This window comes from Methylobacterium sp. 2A, assembly GCF_009806555.1.
In the GTDB taxonomy this organism is placed as follows: Bacteria; Pseudomonadota; Alphaproteobacteria; order Rhizobiales; family Beijerinckiaceae; genus Methylobacterium.
The window spans coordinates 1-25,357 of record NZ_VUOK01000061.1 but is presented as its reverse complement, the minus strand read 5'-3'; the positions used below and the strand labels follow the sequence as shown (position 1 = coordinate 25,357).

General features: G+C 70.4%; 23 protein-coding genes and 1 pseudogene. 10 read left to right on the top strand and 14 right to left on the bottom strand.

Going from position 1 to position 25,357, the window contains the following annotated elements; translation table 11 throughout:
- The first annotated feature begins 337 nt into the window (after positions 1-337).
- From FVE89_RS27925 to FVE89_RS27915, 3 genes are all read left to right on the top strand, one after another.
- A complete protein-coding gene (locus FVE89_RS27925) occupies positions 338-2,077 on the top strand; it encodes an omptin family outer membrane protease (RefSeq protein ID WP_161393417.1) in 1,740 nt (579 codons plus the stop codon).
- Positions 2,078-2,193: 116 nt separating this feature from the next.
- Complete coding sequence (locus FVE89_RS27920; RefSeq protein ID WP_161393416.1) at positions 2,194-2,883, top strand: hypothetical protein; 690 nt, start codon at positions 2,194-2,196, stop codon at positions 2,881-2,883.
- 175 nt (positions 2,884-3,058) lie between these two features.
- Entirely contained in the window at positions 3,059-6,472 is a 3,414-nt protein-coding gene (locus tag FVE89_RS27915; RefSeq protein WP_342389993.1) for a PAS domain S-box protein, read from the top strand.
- A gap of 18 nt (positions 6,473-6,490) precedes the next feature.
- Here FVE89_RS27915 and FVE89_RS27910 read toward each other — a convergent pair whose 3' ends face one another.
- A complete protein-coding gene (locus FVE89_RS27910; RefSeq protein ID WP_161393414.1) occupies positions 6,491-7,057 on the bottom strand; it encodes a hypothetical protein in 567 nt (188 codons plus the stop codon).
- A 553-nt stretch (positions 7,058-7,610) separates the two neighbouring features.
- Here FVE89_RS27910 and FVE89_RS27905 point away from each other — a divergent pair.
- Positions 7,611-8,210, top strand: a complete 600-nt coding sequence (locus tag FVE89_RS27905) for a PAS domain-containing protein (RefSeq protein ID WP_161393413.1) — start codon at positions 7,611-7,613, stop codon at positions 8,208-8,210.
- Positions 8,211-8,226: 16 nt separating this feature from the next.
- Here FVE89_RS27905 and FVE89_RS30715 read toward each other — a convergent pair whose 3' ends face one another.
- Together FVE89_RS30715 and FVE89_RS27900 are read right to left on the bottom strand one after the other, a co-directional pair.
- Complete coding sequence (locus FVE89_RS30715; RefSeq protein WP_202131140.1) at positions 8,227-8,403, bottom strand: hypothetical protein; 177 nt, start codon at positions 8,401-8,403, stop codon at positions 8,227-8,229.
- Positions 8,404-8,438: 35 nt separating this feature from the next.
- Complete coding sequence (locus FVE89_RS27900) at positions 8,439-8,837, bottom strand: helix-turn-helix domain-containing protein (RefSeq protein WP_161393412.1); 399 nt, start codon at positions 8,835-8,837, stop codon at positions 8,439-8,441.
- Positions 8,838-8,983: 146 nt separating this feature from the next.
- Here FVE89_RS27900 and gstA point away from each other — a divergent pair, with 146 nt between their 5' ends.
- Positions 8,984-9,655 (top strand): glutathione transferase GstA, encoded by a 672-nt coding sequence (gstA, locus tag FVE89_RS27895; RefSeq protein WP_161393411.1) that lies wholly within the window; start codon positions 8,984-8,986, stop codon positions 9,653-9,655.
- Here the strand turns inward: gstA and FVE89_RS27890 are convergent.
- Positions 9,643-11,334 (bottom strand): hypothetical protein, encoded by a 1,692-nt coding sequence (locus FVE89_RS27890; RefSeq protein ID WP_161393410.1) that lies wholly within the window; start codon positions 11,332-11,334, stop codon positions 9,643-9,645. The two genes, gstA and FVE89_RS27890, sit on opposite strands and share 13 nt — an antisense overlap.
- Positions 11,335-11,713: 379 nt before the next feature.
- Here FVE89_RS27890 and FVE89_RS27885 point away from each other — a divergent pair, with 379 nt between their 5' ends.
- From FVE89_RS27885 to FVE89_RS27875, 3 genes are all read left to right on the top strand, one after another.
- Positions 11,714-12,223, top strand: a complete 510-nt coding sequence (locus FVE89_RS27885; RefSeq protein ID WP_161393409.1) for a ferritin-like domain-containing protein — start codon at positions 11,714-11,716, stop codon at positions 12,221-12,223.
- Positions 12,224-12,391: 168 nt separating this feature from the next.
- The gene (locus FVE89_RS27880; protein ID WP_161393408.1) at positions 12,392-13,036 is read left to right on the top strand and encodes an isochorismatase family cysteine hydrolase; all 645 of its coding nucleotides are present in this window, start codon (positions 12,392-12,394) and stop codon (positions 13,034-13,036) included.
- A 191-nt stretch (positions 13,037-13,227) separates the two neighbouring features.
- Positions 13,228-13,425 (top strand): hypothetical protein, encoded by a 198-nt coding sequence (locus FVE89_RS27875; RefSeq protein ID WP_161393407.1) that lies wholly within the window; start codon positions 13,228-13,230, stop codon positions 13,423-13,425.
- 67 nt (positions 13,426-13,492) lie between these two features.
- Here the strand turns inward: FVE89_RS27875 and FVE89_RS27870 are convergent, their stop codons facing one another.
- Entirely contained in the window at positions 13,493-14,263 is a 771-nt protein-coding gene (locus tag FVE89_RS27870; RefSeq protein WP_161393406.1) for a glucose 1-dehydrogenase, read from the bottom strand.
- Between the two features lie 153 nt (positions 14,264-14,416).
- Between FVE89_RS27870 and FVE89_RS27865 the strand changes: the two genes are divergently transcribed.
- Entirely contained in the window at positions 14,417-15,040 is a 624-nt protein-coding gene (locus FVE89_RS27865) for a TetR/AcrR family transcriptional regulator (protein ID WP_161393405.1), read from the top strand.
- 13 nt (positions 15,041-15,053) lie between these two features.
- Here FVE89_RS27865 and FVE89_RS27860 read toward each other — a convergent pair whose 3' ends face one another.
- The 8 genes from FVE89_RS27860 to FVE89_RS27825 all read right to left on the bottom strand — a co-directional run bounded on the left by FVE89_RS27860 (position 15,054) and on the right by FVE89_RS27825 (position 22,995).
- Entirely contained in the window at positions 15,054-15,398 is a 345-nt protein-coding gene (locus tag FVE89_RS27860; protein WP_161393404.1) for a DUF1330 domain-containing protein, read from the bottom strand.
- Between the two features lie 56 nt (positions 15,399-15,454).
- Positions 15,455-16,147, bottom strand: coding sequence for an orotidine-5'-phosphate decarboxylase (pyrF, locus tag FVE89_RS27855; protein WP_161393403.1), 693 nt, complete (start codon positions 16,145-16,147; stop codon positions 15,455-15,457).
- 483 nt (positions 16,148-16,630) lie between these two features.
- Positions 16,631-18,253, bottom strand: a complete 1,623-nt coding sequence (gene groL / locus FVE89_RS27850; protein ID WP_161393402.1) for a chaperonin GroEL — start codon at positions 18,251-18,253, stop codon at positions 16,631-16,633.
- Between the two features lie 99 nt (positions 18,254-18,352).
- Positions 18,353-18,643 (bottom strand): co-chaperone GroES, encoded by a 291-nt coding sequence (gene groES, locus FVE89_RS27845; protein WP_161393401.1) that lies wholly within the window; start codon positions 18,641-18,643, stop codon positions 18,353-18,355.
- 454 nt (positions 18,644-19,097) lie between these two features.
- Positions 19,098-19,370 (bottom strand): aspartate-semialdehyde dehydrogenase, encoded by a 273-nt coding sequence (locus FVE89_RS27840; protein ID WP_161393400.1) that lies wholly within the window; start codon positions 19,368-19,370, stop codon positions 19,098-19,100.
- Between the two features lie 164 nt (positions 19,371-19,534).
- A complete protein-coding gene (locus FVE89_RS27835) occupies positions 19,535-20,149 on the bottom strand; it encodes a uracil-DNA glycosylase family protein (protein WP_161393399.1) in 615 nt (204 codons plus the stop codon).
- Positions 20,150-20,285: 136 nt separating this feature from the next.
- Positions 20,286-22,481 carry a xanthine dehydrogenase family protein molybdopterin-binding subunit gene (locus FVE89_RS27830; protein WP_161393398.1) on the bottom strand — a complete coding sequence of 732 codons (2,196 nt, stop codon included), beginning with the start codon at positions 22,479-22,481 and terminating at the stop codon, positions 20,286-20,288.
- Between the two features lie 58 nt (positions 22,482-22,539).
- Positions 22,540-22,995 (bottom strand): (2Fe-2S)-binding protein, encoded by a 456-nt coding sequence (locus FVE89_RS27825; RefSeq protein ID WP_161393397.1) that lies wholly within the window; start codon positions 22,993-22,995, stop codon positions 22,540-22,542.
- A 236-nt stretch (positions 22,996-23,231) separates the two neighbouring features.
- Between FVE89_RS27825 and FVE89_RS27820 the strand changes: the two genes are divergently transcribed.
- Positions 23,232-24,767 carry a HAMP domain-containing sensor histidine kinase gene (locus FVE89_RS27820; RefSeq protein ID WP_161393396.1) on the top strand — a complete coding sequence of 512 codons (1,536 nt, stop codon included), beginning with the start codon at positions 23,232-23,234 and terminating at the stop codon, positions 24,765-24,767.
- Positions 24,768-24,863: 96 nt separating this feature from the next.
- Here the strand turns inward: FVE89_RS27820 and FVE89_RS27815 are convergent.
- A pseudogene (locus tag FVE89_RS27815) lies at positions 24,864-25,357 on the bottom strand (hypothetical protein); the annotation flags it as partial.

Below are 25,357 nucleotides of genomic sequence, written 5' to 3'. Positions count from 1 at the left end.
GCCCGCGTCACCCGAAGCCGCATCCCGGCCCGGCACCCGGGCCGGCGGCCAATCGGATCTGCATCGGAATATCGGACGCCATCACCTTTATTCGCGCAGAATATCATCTAAAATGAATTAGAAACACCTTCTGTTTTTCATGTATATCAATTTGTATTGATATCATTTTCGGTCATAACAATATTTTTCAAATCGAACGAAACGCCGTAGAGCGGACATCCTGCGCGCTCGCTGGGGCGAAATCGGTCAAAGGCACAATTTTTACATCATATTAACCAAAACACTGCATCGAACAGTTGCTCGCGGGGTGAAGACGACGCGCGATCGGGGTTACAGAATGCAGCGCACCGTGGGTTCAGGACTTCTTCTCGTCCTCCTGTCGCAGACCGCCCTCGCGGCGGATCTTCCCCGCCCGTCCCGGTCGGATCCTGTCCTGCCGCCGCCCTTCACGTGGTCGGGCGCCTATGGCGGCCTGTTCGCCGGCTACGGCGCCCTCGGCAGCGACACGCGCTTCGTCTGCGTGGACCAGGCCGGGCGGCCGGGTGACGCCTGCCCCGTTCTCCCGTCGCGAAAAGCCTCGGACGGCAGCTTCATCGCGGGCGGCGAGGTCGGCTACAACTGGCAGGCCCCCTTCGGCCTCGTGGCCGGCGCCGCCGCGGATTACCAGTTCACGCGGCTGTGGGGCTACGGCCGGCAGCAGGGCGACGTCTCCACCGTCAACGGCTTCACCTTCCCGAACAGCGTCGCCAATTCCGGTCAGCGGCTGGACGATCTCGCGACATTCCGCGGCAAGCTCGGGTTCGCCCTCGACCGGACCTTCGTCTACGCGACCGCCGGTCTGGCCGTCGGCAACGTCCGGATCGACAACAACCTGTCCCTGAGCCTGGGAGGTGATCAGCGGCCGACCTTATCGGTGTTCGACGGCCGCGGCGGCGCGGTGCGCCTCGGCTACGTGGCGGGCGCCGGCATCGAGCACGCCTTGAGCGAGCATCTCTCCGCGAAGGTCGAGGGGCTGTATTACGATCTCGGCTCCCGGGCGGTCGTGCCCGAGCAGGCATCCGGCATCCTGCCCGGCTATCGCGCCGGCACCCGCGTGGCGACGGACGGCTTCCTGGCCCGGGCCGGCCTCAACTACCGGTTCGGCGCCGGGCTACCTGATGTGCCGGCGGCGGGCGCGGCCGGCAGGTCGGGCAGCGCCGCGACCTGGGCGTTCGAGGGCGGGCTGCGCTACTTCTACAGCTCCGGCAGCCCCCGCGAGACGCTGAACGACAACCACCGGCCGGGGCAGGCGAATTCCCGGTTGATCTACGGCGGTGCGCAGGCCCATGCCGGCGAGAGCTTCGCCCGGCTCGAGCACAATCCCACGGGCCTGTTCGTCAAGGGCTTCCTCGGGGCGGGCGGCGTCACGGACGGACGCCTCTCGGACGAGGATTTCCCGCCCGCCCTCAACCCGTATTCCCGGACGATCTCGACGATCAAGGACGGCGACATCAGCTATGGCGCGGTCGATTTCGGCTACAATCTGCTGCGCCGGGACGGTTTCAAGCTCGGCGGCTTCTTCGGATATCAGTTCTTCTCTGAGCTGTATAACGGGTATGGCTGCCGGCAGGTCGCCGAGAATGACGGCTGCGTCCCGTCCTATCCGGCCAACCTCAAGGGCCTCGGCGAGAACATGCAGTGGAACGCCCTGCGCGTCGGCCTGATCGGCGAGGCCCGGTTCGACCGGGTCCGGTTGAGCCTGGAAGGCGCCTACCTGCCGGTCGTGGCCGTGGACGGCGTCGATCGCCACTGGCTCCGGTCGGCGATCAATCCGGGGGCCGAGGGCGGACGGGGCGACGGCTATGTCCTAGAGGGCATCATCGCCTACGACCTGACGCCGTCCGTGAGCGTCGGCGTCGGCGGCCGCTACTGGCGGATGCAGGCCGACAAGGCGCAGACGACGTTCCCGCTCTCGTCGCCGAGCCCGATCAGGTTCGAGACCCAGCGCTACGGCGGCTTCGTGCAGCTCTCCTACCGGCTGGCCGATTTCGGCCTCGGCGGTGCCGATCCGGTGACCGCCCTGGTCCGCAAGGACTGAGACTGCACCGGTCGGCGCCCCCTTGCCGCGGGTCGCCGAATCGTATCCTGGCAGGCCGAGCGGTCCCGGCCACCGGGCCACGGCGCGACAGTCGAGACACCCGATCCGAGGATGCGATGATGCCGTCCCACCCGCCGCAGCGCCGCGCCGTCCAGCTCGCGGCCGGTCTCGGAATGAGTCTCGGAATGAGTCTCGGGCTCGGCCTGATCCCGGGGCTTGCCATCGGCCCCGCCCGGGCGGAGCCCGCTCCCGACACCACGGTCGTCTGGCACTGCTACCGCAATGCCGCCGCGACGGTGCTGGCGACCGAGAAGACCGAGTCCGTCGGCAGCCGATACCTGCTGCGCAAGACCACCGCCGATCTCAAGGCCGATTGCGCCGTGGAGCAGCGGCCCACCGACCGTGTCCTGGGCGAGGACGACCCGACCAACGCGAAGGGCTGGAGCGCCTACAATACCATCGGCCTCGTCCAGGGGCTCCTGATCCTCGACGAGGGCACCAGCCCGGACCGGAGCCTCGTGATCGTCGAGGTCCCGGCCGGCCGCAAGATCCTCGATGTCGGCTATTCGGTGCAGGAGGGCTGCAGCCCGAGTTCCGGCTGCCAGAGCGAGGAGTTCCGGTTCGACGACAAGGAGCTCACCTTCTGGCGGCAGCTCAAGGAAAAGCCGACGCCGAAAAACTGCCAGGGCTATGCCGGCTTCATGAAGACCACGGGCTCGGCCGCCCTTGAGGAGCGGTCGGTGTTCACCTTCGCGACCCGCAAGGTTGCGGGGAGCGGCACGAAGCGGTGTACGGTCCGCCAGTAACGACGGGCGCCCATGCCGCAGGCGGGCGGCAAGGAATCCGCAACCATCGGATGAGAAAGCTGCGGCTCAACAGCACCGCCGGTGCTTTGGGGGCGCGGTTCGCGCCGGTCGAACGGATTCGCCCGCGCCGATGCAGACAGACGCGCCTCCCCCGGCCGCGCCCCCGGGCCCCGTCGTGGCCGCCTCTCAACGCGATCCGGAGACCTGGGCCGGCGCCGCCGGCTTCGGCCAGTGGCGTCTCGATCCGTCGACCCGGCGCGTCACCCGCTCGGCCGGGCTCGCACGCCTCCTCGGGGTGCCGGACGCGCGCGACCTCGCGTTCGAGGACCATTTCGCCTGCTATCATCCGGACGACCGCCCCGGCGTGGTCGCGCGGGTGGAGGCGATCCTGTCCGGCGACCGGCCGGCGGGTCCCTATCAGGGGCGCGCCCGCGTCGTGCGGCCGGACGCCACCGGCCTCGACGCGATCATCCAGGGCGTGCCGGAATACGGGGCCGACGGCGCCCTCGTCGCCCTGCACGGCATGCTCCTCGACGTGAGCGACCTCGTCCGGTCCGAACGGCGCGCCCACGAGACCGACCGGCTCCTGCACGGGACGCTGGACAGCATGGACCAGGGCCTCGTGGTGCTCGATGCCGCGCAGCGTGTCCGCGTGTTCAACCGCAGCGCCGCGGAGCTGCTCGATCTGCCGGGCGACGTGCTGCGCGCGGGCGTCGCCTTTCCGGACATCCAGGCCTACCTGCGCGCCCGGGGCGACTTCGCGGCGGCGGAATCCGGCCTGCGGCTCGGGCTCGCCGGCCGCGACCCGGGGGCGCTCCCACCCTCGTTCGACTGGCGCCTGCCCACCGGGATCACCCTGGAGGTCCGCCACTCGGCCCTCGCGGATGGCGGCGCGGTCCTGACCTTCACCGACGTGACGCAGAACCGGATCGCCGAGCGCGCCGTGGAGGAGAGCGAGCGCCGCTACCGGCTGCTCACCGAGAACAGCACCGACATCGTCCTCTGGTCCGACCTGAGCACCTGCCGCCGCTACGTCTCGCCCGCCATGCGCACCGTCCTCGGCTACGATCCGGAGGACGTGATCGGGACGCAGCCCCTCGACTTCGTCCACCCCGACGATCTGGCGGCCTATCGCGCCGTCCTCGACGGGCTGACCAGCGGCCGGACCGCGCAGGCCCTGACCTGCCAGCGCTACCGGCACCGGGACGGACGGTGGGTCTGGCTGGAGATCTCCTTCAGCCTGACCCACGACCGGGCGACCGGGGCGGCCGACGGCTACGTCGCCACCCTGCGCGACGTGAGCGCCCGCAAGGCCGCCGAGGACGCCCTGCGCCTGAGCGAGGCGCGCTACCGGGCGCTCGCGGACGCGCTGCCGCAGCTCGTCTGGATCGCCTCCGTGGAGACCGGGGCGGCGACCTACGTCAACCGGCGCTTCGAGGATTATTACGGCCCGATCGGCCCGTCGCGGGCCGCGCGCCTCGCCCGCAACCACCCCGAGGATGCGGAGCGGATGGAGCGGCTGTGGCGCACGGCGCGCGCGCAGCGGACCGGCTACGAGGTCGAGGGGCGGCTGCGGCGGCACGACGGCGCCTATCGCTGGCACAAGGTCGTGGTCCTGCCGATCTGGCAGGGCGAGGCGATGGTCGGGATGCTCGGAACCGCCCTCGACATCGACGAGACCGTGACGGCCCGGCGCACGGTCGAGGAGGCGAGCGGCCTGCTGCGCCTCGCCCAGCAGGCCGCCGAGGCGGGCACGTGGCAGATGGACCTCGCCAGCGGCCGGATCACGTGGTCGGCCGAGAGCGCGCGTTTGCACGGGATCGAGACCGATCGGGAATACGGGCTCGACGCGCAGACCTGGCTGACCCTGATCGACGGCCAGGACGGCGTGCGCGCGCTCGAAGCCGCCGCGGCGGCCGCCGAGACGGGGGAGACGTTCTCGATCGAGTTCCGGGTCCCGAAGCCGGAGGGCGGGGTGCGCTGGATCAACGGCGTCGGGCGCGCCGCGCCTAAGCCGGACGGGCGCTCGCGGCGGATGATCGGCCTCAACATCGACATCACCGCCCGCAAGGCCGCCGAGGCCGACCTCCTCGCCGCCAAGGCCGCCGCGGAGGCGGCGCGGCTGGAGGCGGAGCGGGCGAGCGCGGCCAAGAGCGAGTTCCTCGCCGCCATGAGCCACGAGATCCGCACGCCGCTCAACGGGGTGATCGGCTATGCCGACCTGCTCCTCGACGAGGCGGATCTCGGGCCGGCGGCGCGCCGGCACGCCGACCGCATCCGCACCGCCGGGGCGGCGCTCCTGACGGTGGTCAACGACGTCCTCGACTTCTCGAAGGTCGAGGCCGGGCAGATCGAGATCGTGCCCCGGCCCTTCGCCCTCGAAACCCTCATCGACAACGCGGTCTCGATCGTGCGCCCCTCGGCCGAGCGCAAGGGCCTGGCGCTCGCCATCACCCGCGGGCCGGACCTGCCGGCCTGGGTCGAGGGCGACGAGGACCGCCTGCGTCAGGTCCTGCTCAACCTGCTCACCAACGCGGTGAAGTTCACCCCGGCGGGGCGCATCGGCCTGACGGTCGCGGCCGCCCCCGGCCGCCTGCGCTTCGAGATCCACGATACCGGGATCGGGATCCCGGCGGACAAGTGCGACCGCCTGTTCCGGCGGTTCTCGCAGATCGACGGCTCGATCAGCCGCGAATATGGCGGGACGGGCCTGGGCCTCGCCATCTCCAAGGCGCTCGTCGAGCTGATGGGCGGAACGATCGGCGTCGCGAGCGCCCTGGGATGCGGCTCGATCTTCTGGTTCGAGGCCGCTTTGCCCGCCGCGAAGCCGGCCATGTCCATCGCGGCGCCGTCCGCCGCGATCGCCCGGGCGACCGGCAAGCGCCTGCTGCTGGCCGAGGACGTGCCGCTGAATCAGGATCTCGCCCGGACGATCCTCGAACGGGCCGGGCATGCGGTCGACGTGGTGGGCGACGGGGTCGCCGCGGTGGCGGCCGTCCAGGCCCGGGCCTACGACCTCGTGCTGATGGACGTGCAGATGCCCGTGATGGACGGGATCGCGGCGACCCGGCGGATCCGCGCCCTGGGCGACCCGCGGGGCCGCCTGCCGATCGTGGCGATGACGGCGAACGTCCTGCCGGAGCAGGTGGCCGAGTTGCGCGCGGCCGGCCTCGACGACCATGTCGGCAAGCCGTTCCGCGCGCAGGCCCTGCTCGCCGTGATCGACCGCTGGACCAACGCGCCCGCGGAACCGCCGCGCCCCGCCGGCACGATCGACCGGGCGGTCCTCGACGAGATGACCGAGATGGTCGGCCGCGCGCGGATGAACGACCTGCTGGCGATGCTGGCGAAGGAACTCACCCAGCGGTTCGGTGCCGCCGCGCCCGAGGCGAGCCGCGACCGGCTGATGCTCGACGCCCACGCGATGGTGTCGGCGGCCAGCATGGTGGGCTTCGCCGGGCTCGCCGAGACCTGCCGGGCGGTCGAGGCCGCCTGCCGGGCGGGGGAGGATGTCACGCCGATGCTCGGCACGCTCCGGGCCCGCACGGCGGTCACCCTCGCCGAGATCGAGGCCCTGCGGGCGGCCTGAAGCCGGACGGCCCCGCGCCTATGCCGGCGATGCCGGGACGTGTTGAACGGCGCGGACCCGGCGGCGGTGGTGATGCCGGCGCCATTTCAGCACCGCATACCGCATCCGGCTGTAATAGGCGTAGAGCCGCGACCGGTGCGGGCGCCGATGGGCGAGATGGACGCGGGCGGATCGTGCCGGGGCGACCGCACGGCTCGCCACGACCGTCGATGCGACGGAAGCGGGCTTCGCGTTCAGGACGGCGACCGGATCCACGTAGTTCACCCTGCGCACGGCCGAGGCCCCGCTCAGGACCGCGCTCGGGGTCCCGCCGCAGCCCACGCACAGGGAGCCGTTAAGCCGGCTCCACATGCGCTGCTCCCGCTCCAGGCCACGCCGGTCCCTCACGTCCGACAGCTCGACCGGCGACCGCAACAGCGACGCGCGGCTTCCGAAATTCGGCTTCTTGAGGATGAGGCCGAGATCGTCGGGCACCTCCAGCATGGGCAGCCGGACCTGCTTCGGCTTCGCGTCAGCCGTGACCGGGAAGACGACCGTGGACGCCAGCAGCGACAGCACTGCGGATTCGAGCGCTAGACGGCGCATCCTGGTCTCCGATCTGCGTGGACGCCTTCACATAGCCCTAAATCGACAGGTTCCCTACACCTAATTTTCAATCTGAATATCCGAAATCATCCTCCAGTGCCGCAAATTCACCGTCGGCAACAATAATATGGCCCCGCCTCGGTAGCGAATGCGGAGATCAGTCAGGCACAGGCCTTGCTCACGGGCGGCCGTGACCCGTCCGAACCCCGGCCACCGACCCGATCAACGCGCGAAGACCAGAGCCACCGCCAAGCTTTGCCGGATGACGGCCGCCCGGTGGTTGCCGCGGCGTCGCGGGCCGGGAGGGTCCCACATCCCTGTCGCGCGTCACGCGATCGGCGACCATCCGCGCGATCGGCGACCATCCGCGCGCCCGACGCCGCACCCGCGGGCCGGATGCAGGGGCGGCATTCACCTGCTGTAGACACGATGTGCCCGACCACCGATCTCCGGTTGAAGATACCGGGGGAGCGGAAGATATCGAGGGGCGCTTGGGCGACGCGGCGATGGGCAACACGCCGCGGGACGGCCCGGTCGGGGAGGAACGGTTCAGATGGATCAGGCGGCAGACGACGTCGTATCCGAGGCGGCGCTGGCAGCAGCCCTCGAGGCCTCCGGCGGCGTCGGCTTCTGGATGTGGGACATCCGCGCGGACGTAGCGCGCGCCGATCCGGTCAGTGCCCTGCTGTTCAACATCAGCCCCGCCCGGTCGCGGGCCGGGGTCAGCCTGGCGGAGATCCTGGCGGCAGTCCATCCGGACGACCGGGCGCATATCTCGCAGGTGATCCTGGACTGCGTTCAGTCCGGCGGCTCCTACACGGCCGAGTACCGCGTGCGCTCGCCGGAAGGTCGGCAGCGCTGGGTCTTCACCCGCGGACATTTCTATCACGACGAACATGGTCAACCGACCACGGGCCGGGGTGTGATCGTCGAGATCTCGGACAGCAAATCCGCCGGCACGGCGTTCGCGCAGCGCGACGGAACCCGGATCGATGCCCTCAACCAGGCCGCGGACCTGTGCCTGTCCCTGCACAACGCGCTCTCGCAGTTCGGGGACGCGCCCATGCTGGAATGGACCGAGACCCTGCTGCTCGAGATCGGCCGGCACTTGGCGGCGCAGCAGCGGATCGCGCGCGGCTACGCCCTGCATTGACCGGCCCTGACCGGCCTCAGAGTTCCCGGATCTTCCGCTCGATCCGGGCGGCCTCGGCCTCGTCGACCTCCACCGGCCGCCCGGTATCGTTGGGCAGGCCGCGCCCGGTCTGCGCGATAGTCTCGTCGCGCGGGCGGCCGCTCTGCCCGTCCGAGATCGGCGGCTCCTTCGACAGGTCGCGATCCTGATCCATCGGCTCCTCCTGGCGCGCGACAGCGTCGCACCAGCTCAACCCGCCGGGCGGCGGTCGGGGGACCGGGTGCTGTCCGCCGAGGGGGAACCGCGCAGGCCCGGTGAAGATCCGGGCGCCGGTCGGCGCTGTTTCAGCCAGCGCCCGAAATCCTGCACCGCCGCCACGACCGTCTTCAGCCGCATCCCGTCCTCGGTCAGGGCGTATTCGACCCGGACGGGCGTCGTGGGGTAGACGGTTCGGCTGACGAGGCCGGCGGTTTCGAGGGCGCGGAGATCCAGCGTCAGCATCCGCTGCGAGATGCCCGGCAGGATGCGCCTGAGTTCGTTGAAGCGCTTCGGCCCGTCGATCAGGAAGGACACCAGAAGCAGGCGCCAGCGCCCGCCGAGCAGATGCATCGCATGCTCCACCGAGCAACCCGTCACCGTGTCCTTCATCGGCTCCACCCAGATCCAGGCCGGTATAACTTCTGTACCCAGCGCTCAAAATAGTGCGTTCTTACATCATCCGGTCGATTCTTTTACTCAAGAATCGCTCCGCTTTACACGCTCCGTGCGGCGGTCCCTTTGTCGGGAGATCGATCGTGAAACTCTACTACATGCCGGCGAGCTGCGCCCTCGCCCCGCACATCATCGCCCATGAACTCGGCCTCGATCTGGAGCTCTGCCGGGTCGATCACACCCGGCACGTGACGGAGGCGGGGGCCGATTTCCTGTCCATCAACCCGCACGGCTACGTGCCGGTGCTGGCGCTCGACGACGGGAGCCTGCTCCGGGAAGGGCCGGCCATCCTGCAATATCTGGCCGATCTGAAGCCCCAGCACCGTCTCGCGCCGCCGAACGGCTCCCTGGAGCGCTACCGGCTCCAGGAGATGCTGGGCTTCCTGAATTCCGAGATCCACAAGGGCTTCATCCCGCTGCTCTACGCGCGGCTCGCGGGCCGCTATGTCGAGACGGTCCGGCCGAAGCTCGAAGCGCGCTATGCCTGGATCGATCGGCTCTTGGCCGACCACGCCTTCCTGATGGGCCCGGACTTCACGGTGGCGGACGCCTACCTGTATGCCCTCACGGGCTGGGGTCAGGCGCCCTGGCTGACCTCACACTACAGGGCCGACATCCACTTCGACGCCCTGCGCCATCTGGAGGCCTGGTACGGCCGCGTGGGTGCCCGTGAATCCGTGCGGCGCGCGCTCCGGGAGGAGGGGCTGGCCGCGGGGCTGGCGGAGCCCGCCGGCCCCGGCCTTCAGAACGGGTAATAGCGCAGCGACGTCAGGCCGGTGACGAGATGGTTGGAGGGTGCGATCCCGAAGGCGCCCCGGAAGGCATCGCGCTCCGTGTAGGAGACCTGGGCGCCCGCCACGAGGCGGCCGTAGCTGCCCTTGTAGAGGTCGTGCCAGAAGCCGCCGGTGATCTGGCGGATATCCCGGGTCTCGGCTTGGCAGGTGCCGCTCGCCGCCCCTTCCACGTTACAGCCGGTCACCACCAGGGTCGGCGAGCCGTAGCCCGTCGCGTTGAGCGCGCCGGCCCGGGCGGCATGCTCCCAGCCGGCATAGACGTAGACGTCGGTGCCCGGCTGGACGTGGGCGACGGCGCCGGCCAGCAGCTGGAAGGCCGGGATCGGCGCGATCGAACCATCGGCCTTCAGGGCGAAATCGGGCAGCTGCGCCGAGCCGTAGCGGCCGATACCCTGGCCGACGAGGCCGCTCACCTGCAGATCCAGGCGCTTGTCGATCACCGGCAGGGTCGCGGCACCGCCGATCCCGTAGCCGACCGCGGTGTTGGAATGGCCGGGCAGCCGGGTCGTGGCGGTGAGGTTGGTTGGGCTCAGCCGGTCGTCGAAGAACCGCGCCAGACCTTTGAGCTCGAAATGCCCGAAGCCGGGCTCCAGAGCGACCTTGCCGATGATGTCGGGGGCGCTGTTGTTCGAGTAGGTGGTGGTGGTGTTGAGCTGGCCGATCGGGTCGCCGGTATTGCTGACGTTGACGAGGCCGGGCGCCGCGAAGGGGCTCGGCGGCAGCACGCTCTGGGGCGATTCCGCCGACAGGCCGACCCACAGACCGGGCGCCACGTCCTTGACCACACGCAGCTGCGGACTCCGGCTCCAGTTGAAGCCCGGCACGTACTGCACGTCGATGGTGAGCGGGATCTGCTCCTTGAGCGGCGTGATGCCGGACAGATCGGTGGTGAGCAGGCTCCAGGCCTGTCCGGCGAGCACGTGCCAGCCGGTGTCCAGGGCATCGACGGTCGCAAAGATCTGCCGGATGCGGGGGTTGTAGCTGTTGCTCTCGCGCGAGTTGGCGTTGGTGGCCGCCCCGAGGAAATCGATCTCGTAATAGCCCGAGATCTGGAGCGTCGGCTCGACCTTCGCGGTGAACAGGCCGCTCAGGCGGCTCTGCCGGGCGGAGAAGCGGAACTCGTTCTCCCGCGAGCGGGGATCGTTGCGGAACGGGATGCCGCCGAAATCGGTGTCGATATCCGAGACCAGGTTGGGATGGCGGGCGATGCCCGCCAGTTCGACGAAGCCGCCCGGCGTGAAGCAGATCGCCGGCCCGAAGGCGTAGCTGCCGGCGTTGCAGGCGAGGTCGTTGGCGAGGATGACGGGTGTGTGCGCGCTCACGGCCGGGCGCGCCCCGCCGGGGCCGCCGACCTGCGCCACGTGCTGCTGATGCTCGGTCCGCGCGGCCAGGCGCGCCTGCTCCCGCGACAGGACCCGGCGCTCCCGGGCCTCGCCGGCGATCGCGGCCTTCTGCGCGCCGGATTGCCGGCGCAGGGCGGCGAGTTCCTGCTGCATGGCCTGCATCTGGCGCTGCATCGCGTCCATCCGGGCCGCCATCTCGGCGACGCTCTGAGCCTGGGCCGGCTGGCCCCCGAGGCCGAGGGCAAGTCCGGTCGCGGCCGCGATGGCGCGGGTGCTCGGCAGGGTCAGGCGCGGCATGGGCACTCAGCCAAGGGGTTGGGACCCCCAGGCGGGATCCTCGGCGAACACCCCAAGGTTGCGGGATGCCGGAGACGACACTCGCATGGCGATGCGCCGCGGGGTAGTCCGGAGGCCGGGGGAACCGGCGGCCGGCCGCCAGCTCCGACGCGATGTGGCACAGCCGCCACGGCAACTAACTTCTTGTGCTGACATGCATTAATTTTCATTCGGCTTCGGTCTTGCGGCGGGCCGTGCCGGTTCCCCGCTGCCGGGGCATCGCGGTGACGGTGCCCGCGACCTCCTGTCCGGGCTGCGCCGCCAGGAACTTGGCCGTGCGGCGCCCGCGTTCCCTGTCTGAACGGGCCCGAGAGCCCGCAACGGAACAGAGGTGACCACCATGGCCACGGACGCGCGCGAGATTTACGTCACGGCCCTCAAGAACACCCATGCCCTCGAGATGCAGGCGCTGCAGATCATGGAGCGGCAGGTCGAGCGCCTGGAGCGCTATCCGGAAATGGAGCAGGCCCTGCGCCGCCATATCGAGGAGACGCACGGTCAGCGCCAGCGCCTGGAGGAGGCTCTCCAGAGCCTCGGCGACAGCCCCTCGGCCCTCAAGGAGGGTTTTCTGGGCTTCGTCGGCAACATGATGGCTCTGGGCCACGCCCCGGCCCAGGACGAGATCCTGAAGAACACCTACGCCAACCACGCCTTCGAGAACTTCGAGATCGCGGCCTACGAGTCGCTGCTCGTCATCGGCGACGCCGCCGGCCAGCAGGGGCACCGGACGGCGTTCCAGCAGTCGCTGAAGGAAGAGCAGGGCATGGCGGAGGCGGTGCGGCGGCTGATCGGTCCGACCACCGAGCGCTACCTCCAGCTGACAACCTCCGGCGCGAAGGCCGACCGGTAATTCTCCACCGGCGCGGCGCGGACGAGCCCGTCGCTCCGAGACTTCAGGACGCGCCCGGTCGCCCTGCGATCGGGTGCTGTCGTTTGAACGCCTTGGCAGCCGGTGCGCCCGCGCGGCGCCCTCCATTCTGCCGCGGGAACTCGCCCCGTCCTGCCTGATTGCGCGGTCATGGGAACTGGAAACGCTCAATCGACGGACAGCCGCGCTCAGGAGGGCCGGTCGTCCGCCAAACCCTTCGGCGACGGATGCGTCCACCTCTGCGTGGACATGCAGCGCATGTTCGCCGAATCCACCGACTGGCAGACCCCGTGGATGCCGCGGGTCCTGCCGCATGTCCGCCGCCTCGCCGAGGCGCATCCGGAGCGGACCATCTTCACCCGCTTCATCCCGGCCGCCCGGCCGGGCGAGGGGCGCGGCACCTGGGCGACCTACTCGCAGCGCTGGGCCGACATGACCCGCGAGCGCCTCGATCCGGACCTGATCGACCTCATCCCGGATCTCGGCCGGCTCGTTCCGCCCGCGGAAATCCTCGACAAGGACGTCTACTCGCCCTGGCTCGACACCGATCTCGACGCACGCCTGCGGGCACGGGGGGCCGACACGCTGATCGTCACCGGGGCGGAGACGGATGTCTGCGTGCTGGCCGCGGTGCTCGGCGGCGTCGATCTCGGCTACCGCATCGTGCTGGCCACCGACGCCCTGTGCAGCTCCTGCGACGAGGCGCACGACGCGCTGCTGCTGATGTACCGGATGCGCTACGGCCATCAGGTCGAGACGATGACCACCGCCGAGATTCTCGATCGCTGGCAGTGAGCGGAGCGGCCCGCTCGGCGTGAAGCCAGTTACGGCCAAGCTCAGGCGAGATCAGCGCCGGTCAGGTCCGCCGCCCTCCGATCTCCGAAGGCGCGAGACCTCTGGAATGGGGCACGAAAAACAGTCCCCCTGCGCGAACCTGGGGCCGGCGTGACCGTTATGTCTCCAAACACCGTACCGGAGGACAGGTTATGGCCAAGCACGAGATCCTCGGCTACTTCGAGCACCGCCGCGACGGGGCCTGGGTCTGCGTCCGGCCCTTCACCCTGACGACGCGGGATGCCAGCATCGACATCCGCCAGGGCATGCGCTTCGATTACGGCAAGCGGGTCGGCGGCGTCGACCTCGCCGAGTACCTCGAGCGTCTGGGCTCGCAGTTCGGCTCATAGGCTGAAGCCGGACGACGACACGCGCTCTCAGGCGAGGCGCCGGACCGGGTCCGGCGCCTTTCCTCGTTCAGGCCCCGCCCCACTGCATCGTCAGCCCGCCATCGACCACCAGGGTGTGGCCGGTCACGTAGGCGGAGGCGTCCGAGGCGAGGTAGAGGATCGCCCGGGCGATCTCCTCCGGCTGGCCGGCCCGGTGGAACGGGATCCGCTCCAGGGACTGGTCAAGCACCTCCGGCTTCTCGAACCGGTCGGCGGTCATCGGGGTCTCGATCAGGCCCGGGGCGACGTTGTTGACGTTGATCCGATCCTCGGCGAGTTCCCGCGACAGGGACCGGCACAGGGAGCCGAGCCCGGCCTTGGACATGCCGTAGGGCGCGCTCTCCGGGGTCGGCAGGTGCTGGGCCACGGAAGAGACGAACACGATCTTGCCGTTCCCCCCGTGCGCCTTGCGCATCCGGATGAACGGGCGGGCGCAGAACAGCGGGCCCATCAGGTTCACCCGCAGGATCCGCTCCAGCAGCGCGTCGTCCATCTCGGCCACCGGCACGCCGCCCATCGCCTGCCCGGCATTCGCCACCAGGATGTCGAGGGTGCCGAACTCGCTGCCGATCCGGTCGAAGGCGGCGTTCACCGCCGCCGGGTCGCCGATATCGAGCTGGAGCACGAGCGCCCGGCGCCCGGCCGCCTCGACCCGGGCGGCGGTCTCGCGGATGCCGGCCGCGTCGGTGTGGTAGGTGATCGCCACGTCGGCGCCCTCCCGGGCGAACAGCTCGGCGGTCGCCTGCCCGATGCCGGAATCGGCGCCGGTGATCAGGGCCCGGGTATCGGTCAACGTCATGGCTCATCCCGCGCGAGGGGCCGCGGCCGCGGCCGGATGCCGGGGCAATGGATGCCGCCGGACCCGGTTCCGCGCGGCGCGCACCGGCCGCAGGGAACCTGCATCGGAGCGGCATCTTTGACGCTCCGCGCCCGCATGCCCTAGTGAGGATGCATGTCCCTGGCTGACACGATTCCCTGCCCGACGCAGGAGAGCGCGCCCGACACGCGCAGCCGCATCCTCGCGACGGCGGACGCCTATTTCCGAGAGATCGGCTACCAGAAGACGACGGTGGCCGACATCGCCCGGACGCTCAAGATGAGCCCGGCCAACGTCTACCGCTTCTTCGACTCGAAGAAGGCGATCAACGAGGCGGTGCTGGAGCGCCTGATCGGCGAGGTCGAGGCGCTGATCTCGGAGATCGCCGACCGGCCGGGCCTCGACCCGACCGAGCGATTCGTGGCGGCGATCGAGGCCCTGCACCGCGACTGCACCCGGCGCTGCGAGGCGTTTCCCCGGATGCACGAGATGGTCGAGGCCGCGATGGCGGAGAGCTGGGAGGTCTGCCGCCACCACGTCGCCCGGATCACCGCGGGGTTCGAGCGGATCATCCGCGACGGCGTGGCAAGCGGCGTCTTCGAGGCCGCGGATCCCGACGAGGCGGCGGCCTGCGTCCACGCCGCAATCGCCCGCTACACGCACCCGGTGCTGGTCGGGAAGTCGCCGCTCCAGCCCATGCCGTCCGTGGAGGCCATGACGGCGTTCCTGCTGCGGAGCCTGGCGCCCGTGCGGCGGTGAGCGCGTCAGCGACTTACTCGGACGCGGCCCCGGCCTCCGGCGCGGGCTCGGAGGCGGTGGGCTGCGGGCCGTCATAGCCCTCGATCACCAGGATCTCGGCCTCGACGCCGCCGCGCTGCTTGGCCTTGGCCGCCTGATAGAGATCGGAGTTCCAGCAGGCGAGGGCGTCGGCGTAGCTCGGGAACTCGATCACCACGTTGCGGGACCGGGCCGGGCCCATCACCGCCTCGTGGGCGCCGCCGCGCACGAGGAAGCGGCCGCCGAACTTGGCGAAGGCCGCGCCGTTGGCCGCCACGTAATCCTTGTAGGCCTCCGCGTCGCGGACATCGACCCGCGCGATCCAGTAGCCCTTCGTCATGCTGCATCTCCTTGTTCGGGTCGAAGTGGGTCGGGGCCGCGGGACGGCCATCCCGATCAGGCCATCTCGGCCACGATCGCCCGCGCCACCGCGCGGGGGTCGGCGGCACCGGTGATCGGGCGCCCGACCACGACGTGGTCGATCCCGGCCCGCCGAGCCTCGCCGGGGGTCATCACCCGCTTCTGGTCGCCGGCTTCCGCGCCCGCCGGGCGGATCCCCGGGGTGACGATCAGCCGGTCCGGCCCGACGATCGTCCGGACGCGCGTCGCCTCGGCCGCCGAGCAGACGAGGCCGTCGATCCCGATGACGGCGGCCTGGGCGGCGCGCTGGGCGACGAGATCGGTCACCCCCAGGGCATAGCCGGCCTCGGCGGCGTCGGCATCGTCGTAGGAGGTCAGCACCGTCACGGCGAGGATCTTCAGGCCCGCCCCCCGGCCACGGACCGCCGCCCGCATGGTCTGCGGATAGGCGTGGACCGTGAGGAAGGTGGCGCCGAGCCCCGAGGCCGCGCGCACCCCGGCCTCGACGGTGTTGCCGATGTCGTGGAGCTTCAGGTCGAGGAAGATCTTGAGGCCGCGGGCCGCCAGACGCTCGGCGAGCGCCAGCCCGCCCGCGTAGCCGAGCTGGTAGCCGATCTTGTAGAAGGTCGCAGCGTCGCCGATCCGGTCGATCAGCGCCTCGGCCTCGGCCACGCTCGGCAGGTCCAGGGCCACGATGAGGCGGTCGCGGGGGTCGGGAATCTCGGGCATCGGGCGTCCTTACGGGTCGCGGCACCGATCACGGCCGGGCGAGGCCTGTCAATGCGCGGCCGGCACCCGGGGTTGGCGGCGACCCATCTCAGCGGATGACGCCCGGCGCCGGACCGCCCACCCGCGTCGGGCAGCAGGCTTGGCAATCCCGACGTGCCGCGCATCCTCCCTCGCCCCTGTGCGGGCTTGCGGATTCACACATCGAGTGTGGCAACACGGCTGCAGGACGAAGCGCAGGTCCCCTCCCGACCCCCTTCGGGGGCCACCCTCTCCCGCAGAGGGGGGAGGGAGACGCGCGGAGCCGCCTTCGCCTTTCCAAGGGTGATGTGCGAACATCGTAGCTTTATGGGGGAGGGAGATCACTGCCCGCGTTTCGAGTCTCCCAGACCCCACGGTGTAACGTCGGCTGCCAGCCCATGGAACCGCCGATCCAGATCCAGGCGGTCACGGAGTCGAGGGGGCCGGGCCGCCCCGGAGGGTGGATCAGAAGTCCGCGCCGGCCGGCGCGGGGAGCGCGGGCTTGTCCTTCGGGCGCTCGGTGATCAGGGCCTCGGTGGTGACCAGCAGCCCGGCCACGGAGGCCGCGTCCTGCAGGGCGGTGCGCACCACCTTGGCCGGATCGACGATGCCGGCCTCGATCAGGTCGCCGTAGGTCTCGGTCTGCGCGTCGAACCCGAAGGTCTCGGAGCCGCTCTCGCTGACCTTCGCGACCACGATCGAGCCCTCGACGCCCGCGTTCTGGGCGATCTGCCGGATCGGGGCCTCAAGGGCCTTGAGCACGATGCTGATCCCAGCCTTGACGTCGGCGTTGTCGCTCCGGATCGCCGAGACCACGGCCTTGGCGCGCAGCAGCGCGGTGCCGCCGCCGGGCACGATGCCCTCCTCGATCGCCGCGCGGGTGGCGTTGAGGGCGTCGTCGACGCGGTCCTTCTTCTCCTTCACCTCGACCTCGGTCGCGCCGCCGACGCGGATCACCGCGACGCCGCCCGCGAGCTTGGCCAGACGCTCCTGCAGCTTCTCGCGGTCGTAGTCCGAGGTGGTCTCCTCGATCTGCGCCTTGATCTGGGCGATCCGGCCCGCGATGTCGGACTTGTCGCCGGCGCCATCGACGATCGTGGTGCTCTCCTTCTCGATGCGCACGCGCTTGGCCTGGCCGAGCTGGGGCAGGGTGACGTTCTCGAGCTTGATGCCGAGATCCTCCGAGATGGTCTGGCCCTTGGTGAGGATCGCGATGTCCTCCAGGATGGCCTTGCGGCGGTCGCCGAAGCCCGGCGCCTTCACGGCGGCGATCTTCAGGCCGCCCCGCAGCTTGTTCACCACCAGGGTCGCCAGCGCCTCGCCCTCGATGTCCTCGGCGATGATCAGGAGCGGCCGGCCGGATTGCACGACGGCCTCCAGGATCGGCAGCAGGGGCTGGAGCGAGGAGAGCTTCTTCTCGTGGATGAGGATGTAGGGGTCTTCCAGCTCGGCGATGAGCTTCTCGGCGTTGGTGACGAAATACGGCGAGAGGTAGCCGCGGTCGAACTGCAGGCCCTCGACGACGTCGAGCTCGGTCTCGGCGGTCTTGGCCTCCTCGACCGTGATCACGCCCTCGTTGCCGACCCGCTGGACCGCCTCCGCGATCAGCCGGCCGACCTCGGCGTCGCCGTTGGCCGAGATCGTGCCGACCTGCGCGATGGCGTCGGAGGCGGTCACCTTGCGGGCGCGGCCGGTGATGTCCTTCACGGCGGCCGTCACCGCGAGGTCGATGCCGCGCTTCAGGTCGAGCGGGTTGAAGTTCGCCGCCACCGCCTTGGCGCCCTCGCGGACGATCGCCTGGGCCAGCACGGTGGCGGTGGTGGTGCCGTCGCCGGCCAGATCGTTGGTCTTCGACGCCACCTCGCGCACGAGTTGGGCGCCCAGGTTCTCGAACCGGTCCTCCAGCTCGATCTCCTTGGCGACGGTGACGCCGTCCTTGGTGATGCGCGGCGCGCCAAAACTCTTCTCGATCACCACGTTGCGGCCCTTCGGACCCAGCGTGACCTTCACGGCATCCGCCAGGATATCGACGCCGCGCAGCAGACGTTCGCGCGCATCGCCCGAGAATTTGACGTCCTTAGCAGCCATGTCCTGTCTCCCGTTTCCAGATCAGAGCGCTCTCCGCCGAAGGGGATCCGGTTCGGCGCAAGACAGCGCGTCACAACAAAGGCTTGGCGCCGCGCCCGTTCAGGCCGCGACCACGCCGAGGATGTCGGATTCCTTGAGGATCAGGAGGTCTTCGCCGTCGACCTTGATCTCGGTGCCGGACCACTTGCCGAACAGGACGCGGTCGCCGGCCCTGACGTCGAGCGGCACGACCTTGCCGGTCTCGTCGCGGGCGCCGGCCCCCACGGCCACGACCTCGCCCTCCTGCGGCTTCTCCTTGGCGGTGTCCGGGATGATGATGCCGCCCTTGGTCTTCTCCTCGCTCTCCAGGCGGCGCAGCAGCACGCGATCGTGCAGGGGTCGAAGGCCCATCGGTTCGAAGCTCCAGTCTGAACATCCGCCGGCCGGCCGGATTCGCGGCGCGCCGACGACCGTCAGGGTGTCGCCGGCCGTTCGATATGTCAACGAGATCGTTCTTTTAAAAGAACGCAGCGGAGGGGAACGATATCTGCCCGCCGGCGGCCCGGCTTGAAGGCTTTTCGGATCGCGCCTGAGGCCGTGCCCGGGCGCGTTGCCCGCCGGACACGACGGCATCGTGCCGACGAACCTCGCAAGCGCGACCGGCTCCCTCTCCCGCTCGGGAGCAGGTCGCGCTTTACTGGCGGCGATGGTGCCAGCGTCGTGTCCCGTGCTCGCTGCGATGGGGCACGCTTCAAAGACTGTGCAGGGACGCGTTCTTTCGCGCCGAACCGGTGCCCCGTTCGGCGCGGAGCGCTCTCGCCGTGCGCGTCCGGTCCACCCGGCTCGCCGTGCCCGGAGGCTGCTCTCAGTGAAGCAGGAAATCGCCCGACACCGCGCGCAGCTCGGCCGGCTTCAGGAGTTGGCAGTGCATGACCTTCACGGAATGCAGCGGGCCGTCGAGCCTGCTCTGCCAGAAAGCCAGGAATTTCCGCAGCTCCGGCAGCTGCGGGAAGAGATCGTGCTGTTGCCAGACGAAGGTCTGCAGCAGATGCGGGTAATCCGGCAGGTGGTAGAGAATTTCGGCGGTGGTCAGGCTGTAGCCTTCGAGCCACGCGCGGCGGCGTCTCGCATCTGGCATTGATCAACCCACTCCGAAGGTCCGGCTGATGCAATATCCTGTCTCAATAAGCCGGCTCACTCAAGGGAATGCTTCGCCATAATCCACCGCCCCGGCGGATGCTTCTGCCCTGTGGCGCCGCTGCTGCCGTGGCGTTCTACCCGGGACGAGCGCCGGGGCCCCGATCACCCGGCCAGCACCCGCGCCACCTCCGCCTTCAGCACCGGCAGCAGCTCCGCCTCGAACCAGGGCTCGCGCTTGAGCCAGCCGTTGTTGCGCCAGGACGGGTGGGGCAGGGGCAGCACCCGGGGGCGCCGGGGCTCGGCAAGGATCGCCCGCCAGCGCCGCACCGTGCCGGTGAGCCCGCCCTCCATCCGGCCGAGATGCCATCCCTGCGCGTACTGGCCGATCACCAGGATCAGCGCGAGGTTCGGAAGGCCGGAGAACAGCTCCGCCCGCCAGCGCTCGGCGCATTCCCGGCGCGGCGGCCGGTCGCCGCCCTTGGCGTCGAGGCCGGGGAAGCACGCGCCCATCGGCACGATGGCGACCTTGGCGGCGTCGTAGAACCGCGCCTCGTCGAGGCCGAGCCAGGACCGCAGCCGGACGCCGGAAGGATCCAGGAACGGCATTCCGGTGCGATGAGCCCGCGTCCCGGGGGCCTGGCTGGCGATGCAGAGGCGCGCCGTGGCCGAGCCCTGGACGATCGGCCGGGGCTCCTGGGGCAGGGGCGGGCCGTAGAGCGGGCTGTCCCGGCAGAGGCGGCAGGCACGCAGGCGGGCGGCGGTGTCGTCGAACGGCATGCCCCCGAGATGGCGCCGGGCGGCCCAAAAAAGAAACGGCGCGGTGTCGCGCCGCGCCGTTGTCAGTCGTGTCTCTTGCCTTGGGGGAAGACCCTCTCGTCCTACGCCGATGCGCGGCGGCGGGCCGTGCGTTTTCTCACGCGCCCTTCACGCCCGAGAGGTCCAGCGGCAGGGAGCGCAGGCGCCGGCCGGTCGCGGCGAAGACCGCGTTGGCGATCGACGGGCCAAGGCAGGGCACGCCCGGCTCGCCGATCCCGGTGGGCGCCACCTGGCTCGGCACGATATGCACCTCCACCTTCGGCATCTCGCTCATGCGGGTCGGCTCGTAGGCGTCGAAATTGTGCTCCTGCACCTGCCCGTCCTTGAGGGTGATGCGGTTCCTCAGCACCGCCGACAGGGCGAAGCCGACCGCGCCCTCGACCTGCGCCCGGATCACGTCGGGGTTGACCGGAACGCCGACATCCACCGCCGCCACGATCCGGTTGACGCGGATCCCCGCATCCTGCGCGGTCACGTCCGCCACCATGGCGACGTAGGAGCCGAAGGATTCGTGGACCGCGACACCGAGGCCGCGCCCCGGCTCCCGGGGCGCCGCGCTCCAGCCGGCCCTGTCGGCGGCGAGCTTCAGCACGCCGGACAGCCGCGGCGCCTGGGTCAGGAGGGAGAGCCGGTAGGCGACCGGATCGACGTTCGCGGCGTGCGCCAGCTCGTCGATCATCACCTCCATCACATGGGCCGTGTGGGAATGGCCGACCGAGCGCCACCACAGGACCGGCACGCCCTCGCGGCCGTTATGGACGCCGAACCGGTAGGCCGGGAGCGCGTAGGGCGTGTCGGAGGCGCCCTCGACGGTGGTCGAGTCGATGCCGTTCTTGACGAGCATCGCCTCGAGGGGCGAGCCGATCACGATCGACTTCCCCACCATGACGTGGTCCCAGGCGACCACCGCGCCCTTGGCGTCGATGCCGGCCCGGACCTTGTGCAGCACGGTCGGGCGGTAATAGCCGCCGGCCATGTCGTCCTCGCGGGTCCAGACGAGGTGCACGGGGGCCTTCTCGCCCGACGCCTTGAAGACGGCGGCGGCTTCCGCGAGGTAATCGGCGGTGGGCGTCGCCCGGCGCCCGAAGGAGCCGCCCGCCCAGTTGCAGTGGAGGCGCACCCGGTCGGGCGTCACCCCGAGGATCGCCGCCATGGTGGCCTGCTCGATCGTCTGGAACTGGAAGCCGGCATAGACATCGTAGCCGCCGTCGGCCGCCTTCTCGATCGTGGCGTTCAACGGCTCCATCGCCGCGTGGGCGAGGTAGGGGAAGGTGAATTCGGCCTCGATCACCGTGGCGGCGTTTTTCAGCGCCGCCTGCGGGTCGCCGCGCTCGGAGGCCGTCAGGCCAGGACCCTTGGCCCGCTCCCGGTACTCGGCCAGGATCGCGTCGGACGAGCGGGTCTCGGCGGTGCTGTCGTCCCAGGTGACGGTGAGCGCCTCGCGGCCCTTCATGGCCGCCCAGGTGTCGCGGGCGATCACCGCCACGCCGGTCGGCACCTGCACCACGTCGAGCACCCCGGCGACCTTCCGGGCGGCTGCGGCGTCGAAACCCTTCACGGTGGCGCCGAAGCGCGGTGCCCGGGCCACCACGGCGGTGACCTGGTTCGGGCGGCGGATATCCAGAGAATAAACCGCCGTGCCGTTGGTCTTGGCCACGGAATCGAGGCGCGGGATCTTTTGGCCGATCAGCCGCCATTCGCTCGGATCCTTGAGCCGCGGCTCGGAGGGGACCGGCAGGGAGGCCGCCGAGGCGGCGAGCTCCCCGAACCGCGCCTGCCGGCCGGACGGCGCGTGGCGCACGATCCCGTCCGTCACCGTGATCTCGGAGACCGGCACCTTCCAGCGGAAGGCGGCCTCGGCCATCAGCATCTCGCGGGCGGCGGCACCGGCCTTGCGCAGCTGGAACCAGGAATTGGCGATCGCCGTGGAGCCGCCGGTGCCCTGGATCGGGCCCATCAGGCTGTTGTTGTAGAGCGTCGCGTCGGCGGGGGCGAACTCGGTGCGGACTTGTCGCCAGTCGGCGCCGAGCTCGTCGGCCAGGATCGTGGCGAGGCCGGTCGTGTTGCCCTGGCCCATGTCGAGGTGCTTGATGATCACCGTGACGGTGTCGTCCGCGCCGATCCGCACGAAGGCGTTGGGCTGGGCCTTCACGTCGGCGAGGTTCGGGCCGGCGGCCGCGCGGGCGGATTTCGGAGCGAGCCGGAACGCCACCACGAGGGCGCCGGCGCCCGCCAGCAGGCCGCGGCGGCTCGGACGGACGGGGAGGGGATTCGGTCGACGGGCGTTCAGCATGGCGGCGAGGCTCCGGTCGGGACCGCGGGGAGGGCGGGAAGGTGGGGGCCGGGACGGATCAGGCGAGGCTGCGCGCGGCTTCGTGAATCGCGGCGCGGATGCGCTGGTAGGTGCCGCAGCGGCAGATGTTGCCGTCCATGGCGCCGTCGATCTCGGCGTCGCTGGGCTTGGCATTGCCCGAGAGCAGGCCGATCGCCGACATGATCTGGCCGGACTGGCAATAGCCGCACTGGACCACGTCGAGCTTGCGCCATGCCGCCTGGACGGCCTCGGCCACACGGCCCGACACGCCCTCGATGGTGGTCACCTGCGCGGTGCCGACATCGCCGAGCCTCGTCTGGCAGGCGCGGACCGGCTGGCCGTCGAGATGGACCGTGCAGGCGCCGCATTGCGCGATGCCGCAGCCGTACTTGGTGCCCGTGGCGTCGAGCCGGTCGCGCAGCACCCAGAGCAGCGGCATGTCGGGATCGGCGTCGATGTCGTGCGCGACGCCGTTGACGGTGAGCTTCGGCATGAACGGCGATCCCTCATCGACGGGTGAGCCCGACCATCGACCGCCCGGTCTTAGCGAGCGCGGCCGCTGGGACGATGTGCGTGAGCGCACACGGAACCGGACGGCCGGTCAGCTTCGCCACAGCCAGGGATGTTTAAGATCTGAGCGACACTGGCAGCTGCTTCTTAACATATCCGCCGCATCCTTCAGGAGCGATTCCCGGCCGACACCGTCCTTTCTCGAGTTTCAGTGCGCGTATGTCCGATCTCACCGTCGAGATGGTCCAGCGCGGTCGCGGCCCCTCGACGGAGGAGGCCGCCCGCCGCCTCGGGGTTGCCCGCGAGATCCGCTCGGCGCGCGAGAAGCTGACTTCGCAGACCGGCCTGGAGCGGGCCTTCGACTACGAGCTGCTGCGCCACTACGCCCAGTACCGGGCCGGAGCGGGGATTGCGCTGGCGGGATTCGCGGCGGTGCTCGCCGCGGCGGCGACGTTCTGGATCACGCCGCCGGTGGCCGCGGCCTGGGCGCTCGGCGTCTTCCTGATGATCGCGCTCAACACGACGCTGAGCCGGCGCTTCCTGAACGCGGAGCCCGAGACGATTCCCCTCGGGCGCTGGCGCCGCCGCTTCCTGACCGGCGAGGTGCTGCAGAGCCTGTCGTGGTCGGCCATGATCGGGCTCGGCGCCACCGGCGGCTGGACCTTCGCGCTGATCGGCCTCGTCATCGCCTCGGCGGTCACCACCATGCTGGCCGCGACGGTGCCGCTCGCGGCCGTCGCCGCCCTGGTGCCGCTGGGGCTCGCCACCGCATCGCTGGCCGCCTTGTCCCGCGAAGTGGACGGGCTGCTGCTCGTGATGATGGCGGGCGGCGCGCAGCTGTTCTTCCTCGGCCTGTCCCGCCGCCTCTACGCCGCCACGATCAGCGCCCTGCGCTCGCGCGCCGAGAAGGACGCGGTGTTCGGCGAACTGGAGCAGGCCAAGGCCAATTCCGACGAGGCCCGCCGCCGGGCCGAGGAGGCGAACCTCGCCAAGTCGCGCTTCCTCGCCACGATGAGCCACGAGCTGCGCACCCCGCTCAACGCGATCCTCGGCTTCTCCGAGGTGATGAAGAACGAGGTGTTCGGCACCCACACCGCGCCGTCCTACCGGGAATACTCCAACGACATCCACGATAGCGGGCTGCACCTCCTCAACCTGATCAACGAGATCCTCGACCTCTCGCGGATCGAGGCGGGGCGCTACGAGCTGAACGAGGAGCCGGTGCAGCTCGCCCACGTGGTCGAGGAGTGCCGCCACATGATGGGCCTGCGCGCCAAGGCCAAGAACCAGACCTTCCACGACCTCGTGGACGACGCCCTGCCGCGGCTCTGGGCGGACGAGCGGGCCTTGCGCCAGATCGTGCTGAACCTCCTGTCGAACGCCGTGAAGTTCACGCCGCCCGGCGGCGCGATCTGGCTGAAGGTCGGCTGGACCGCCTCGGGCGGGCAGTACGTCTCGGTGAAGGACAGCGGGCCGGGCATCCCCGAGGACGAGCTCGGCACCGTCCTGTCGTCGTTCGGACGCGGCTCGCTCGCGATCAAGACCGCCGAGCAGGGCTCGGGGCTCGGCCTGCCGATCGTGAAGGGGCTGGTGGAGCTGCATGGCGGCCAGTTCCAGCTCACCTCGAAGCCCCGGGAGGGCACCGAGGTGGTGGTGACCCTGCCGGCCTCCCGGGTGATGGACACGCTGCCGCCGGTCGAGATCGGCGCCGAGCCTGCGGCGCCGGCCCGGGGCGCTCTCAACCGGGCGGCTTAGGCGCCTCACGAAACTCCCGAGCACCGGGAGTTCTCCCTCTGGCCGCGGCAGCACAGCGGGCGTTTCGTGAGAGGCTCTTAGCTCGACTTTGGCCCATCATGCGGCGTGGCAAAGGGCATAGGCCCAGGGCGCGGGCAAACGGAAGCGGGGTTTCGTTCGGGGGTGTCGGCGCGGTGATGTTGCCAAAGTCCGCTCGCGCCAGATTGCAGAGCGCACGGCGGCCAGGGCATCGGCGAAGGTCGGACGCGGTTTGGGATACCACGCAGCCGCCGCGACGCGTCGTCGTTGGCGGGCCGGAAGGCGTGCGGCCAGAAGCGTGACGATCGAGAACAGGGCAAGCAGGCAGGGCGTGGTGCGGGTGATCGCGGTGTCGGACCACTGCCGCTGCGTCTCGACGCCCAGATGGGCGCGCGCTTCCTGGAACGTGACCTCGACGGTCCAGCGCCGCACGAACCACCCGACGATCGACGCGGGCTCGCGTGTCGGATCGGTGCAGAGCAGGGCCTGAGGCGGGAAGCGCGCCTCGGGATCGCGGATGAGCACCCATCGGATCGGCACGACGGGCAGGCCCCCGTGCCGCCACACCGCGG

Coding starts and splice junctions, on each gene's coding strand:
- FVE89_RS27925 (WP_161393417.1), top strand. CDS start 338: ATGCAGCGCACCGTGGGTTCAGGACTTCTTCTCGTCCTCCTGTCGCAG.
- FVE89_RS27920 (WP_161393416.1), top strand. CDS start 2,194: ATGATGCCGTCCCACCCGCCGCAGCGCCGCGCCGTCCAGCTCGCGGCC.
- FVE89_RS27910 (WP_161393414.1), bottom strand. CDS start 7,057: ATGCGCCGTCTAGCGCTCGAATCCGCAGTGCTGTCGCTGCTGGCGTCC.
- FVE89_RS27905 (WP_161393413.1), top strand. CDS start 7,611: ATGGATCAGGCGGCAGACGACGTCGTATCCGAGGCGGCGCTGGCAGCA.
- FVE89_RS30715 (WP_202131140.1), bottom strand. CDS start 8,403: ATGGATCAGGATCGCGACCTGTCGAAGGAGCCGCCGATCTCGGACGGG.
- FVE89_RS27900 (WP_161393412.1), bottom strand. CDS start 8,837: ATGAAGGACACGGTGACGGGTTGCTCGGTGGAGCATGCGATGCATCTG.
- FVE89_RS27890 (WP_161393410.1), bottom strand. CDS start 11,334: ATGCCGCGCCTGACCCTGCCGAGCACCCGCGCCATCGCGGCCGCGACC.
- FVE89_RS27885 (WP_161393409.1), top strand. CDS start 11,714: ATGGCCACGGACGCGCGCGAGATTTACGTCACGGCCCTCAAGAACACC.
- FVE89_RS27880 (WP_161393408.1), top strand. CDS start 12,392: ATGGGAACTGGAAACGCTCAATCGACGGACAGCCGCGCTCAGGAGGGC.
- FVE89_RS27875 (WP_161393407.1), top strand. CDS start 13,228: ATGGCCAAGCACGAGATCCTCGGCTACTTCGAGCACCGCCGCGACGGG.
- FVE89_RS27870 (WP_161393406.1), bottom strand. CDS start 14,263: ATGACGTTGACCGATACCCGGGCCCTGATCACCGGCGCCGATTCCGGC.
- FVE89_RS27865 (WP_161393405.1), top strand. CDS start 14,417: ATGTCCCTGGCTGACACGATTCCCTGCCCGACGCAGGAGAGCGCGCCC.
- FVE89_RS27860 (WP_161393404.1), bottom strand. CDS start 15,398: ATGACGAAGGGCTACTGGATCGCGCGGGTCGATGTCCGCGACGCGGAG.
- pyrF (WP_161393403.1), bottom strand. CDS start 16,147: ATGCCCGAGATTCCCGACCCCCGCGACCGCCTCATCGTGGCCCTGGAC.
- groL (WP_161393402.1), bottom strand. CDS start 18,253: ATGGCTGCTAAGGACGTCAAATTCTCGGGCGATGCGCGCGAACGTCTG.
- groES (WP_161393401.1), bottom strand. CDS start 18,643: ATGGGCCTTCGACCCCTGCACGATCGCGTGCTGCTGCGCCGCCTGGAG.
- FVE89_RS27840 (WP_161393400.1), bottom strand. CDS start 19,370: ATGCCAGATGCGAGACGCCGCCGCGCGTGGCTCGAAGGCTACAGCCTG.
- FVE89_RS27835 (WP_161393399.1), bottom strand. CDS start 20,149: ATGCCGTTCGACGACACCGCCGCCCGCCTGCGTGCCTGCCGCCTCTGC.
- FVE89_RS27830 (WP_161393398.1), bottom strand. CDS start 22,481: ATGCTGAACGCCCGTCGACCGAATCCCCTCCCCGTCCGTCCGAGCCGC.
- FVE89_RS27825 (WP_161393397.1), bottom strand. CDS start 22,995: ATGCCGAAGCTCACCGTCAACGGCGTCGCGCACGACATCGACGCCGAT.
- FVE89_RS27820 (WP_161393396.1), top strand. CDS start 23,232: ATGTCCGATCTCACCGTCGAGATGGTCCAGCGCGGTCGCGGCCCCTCG.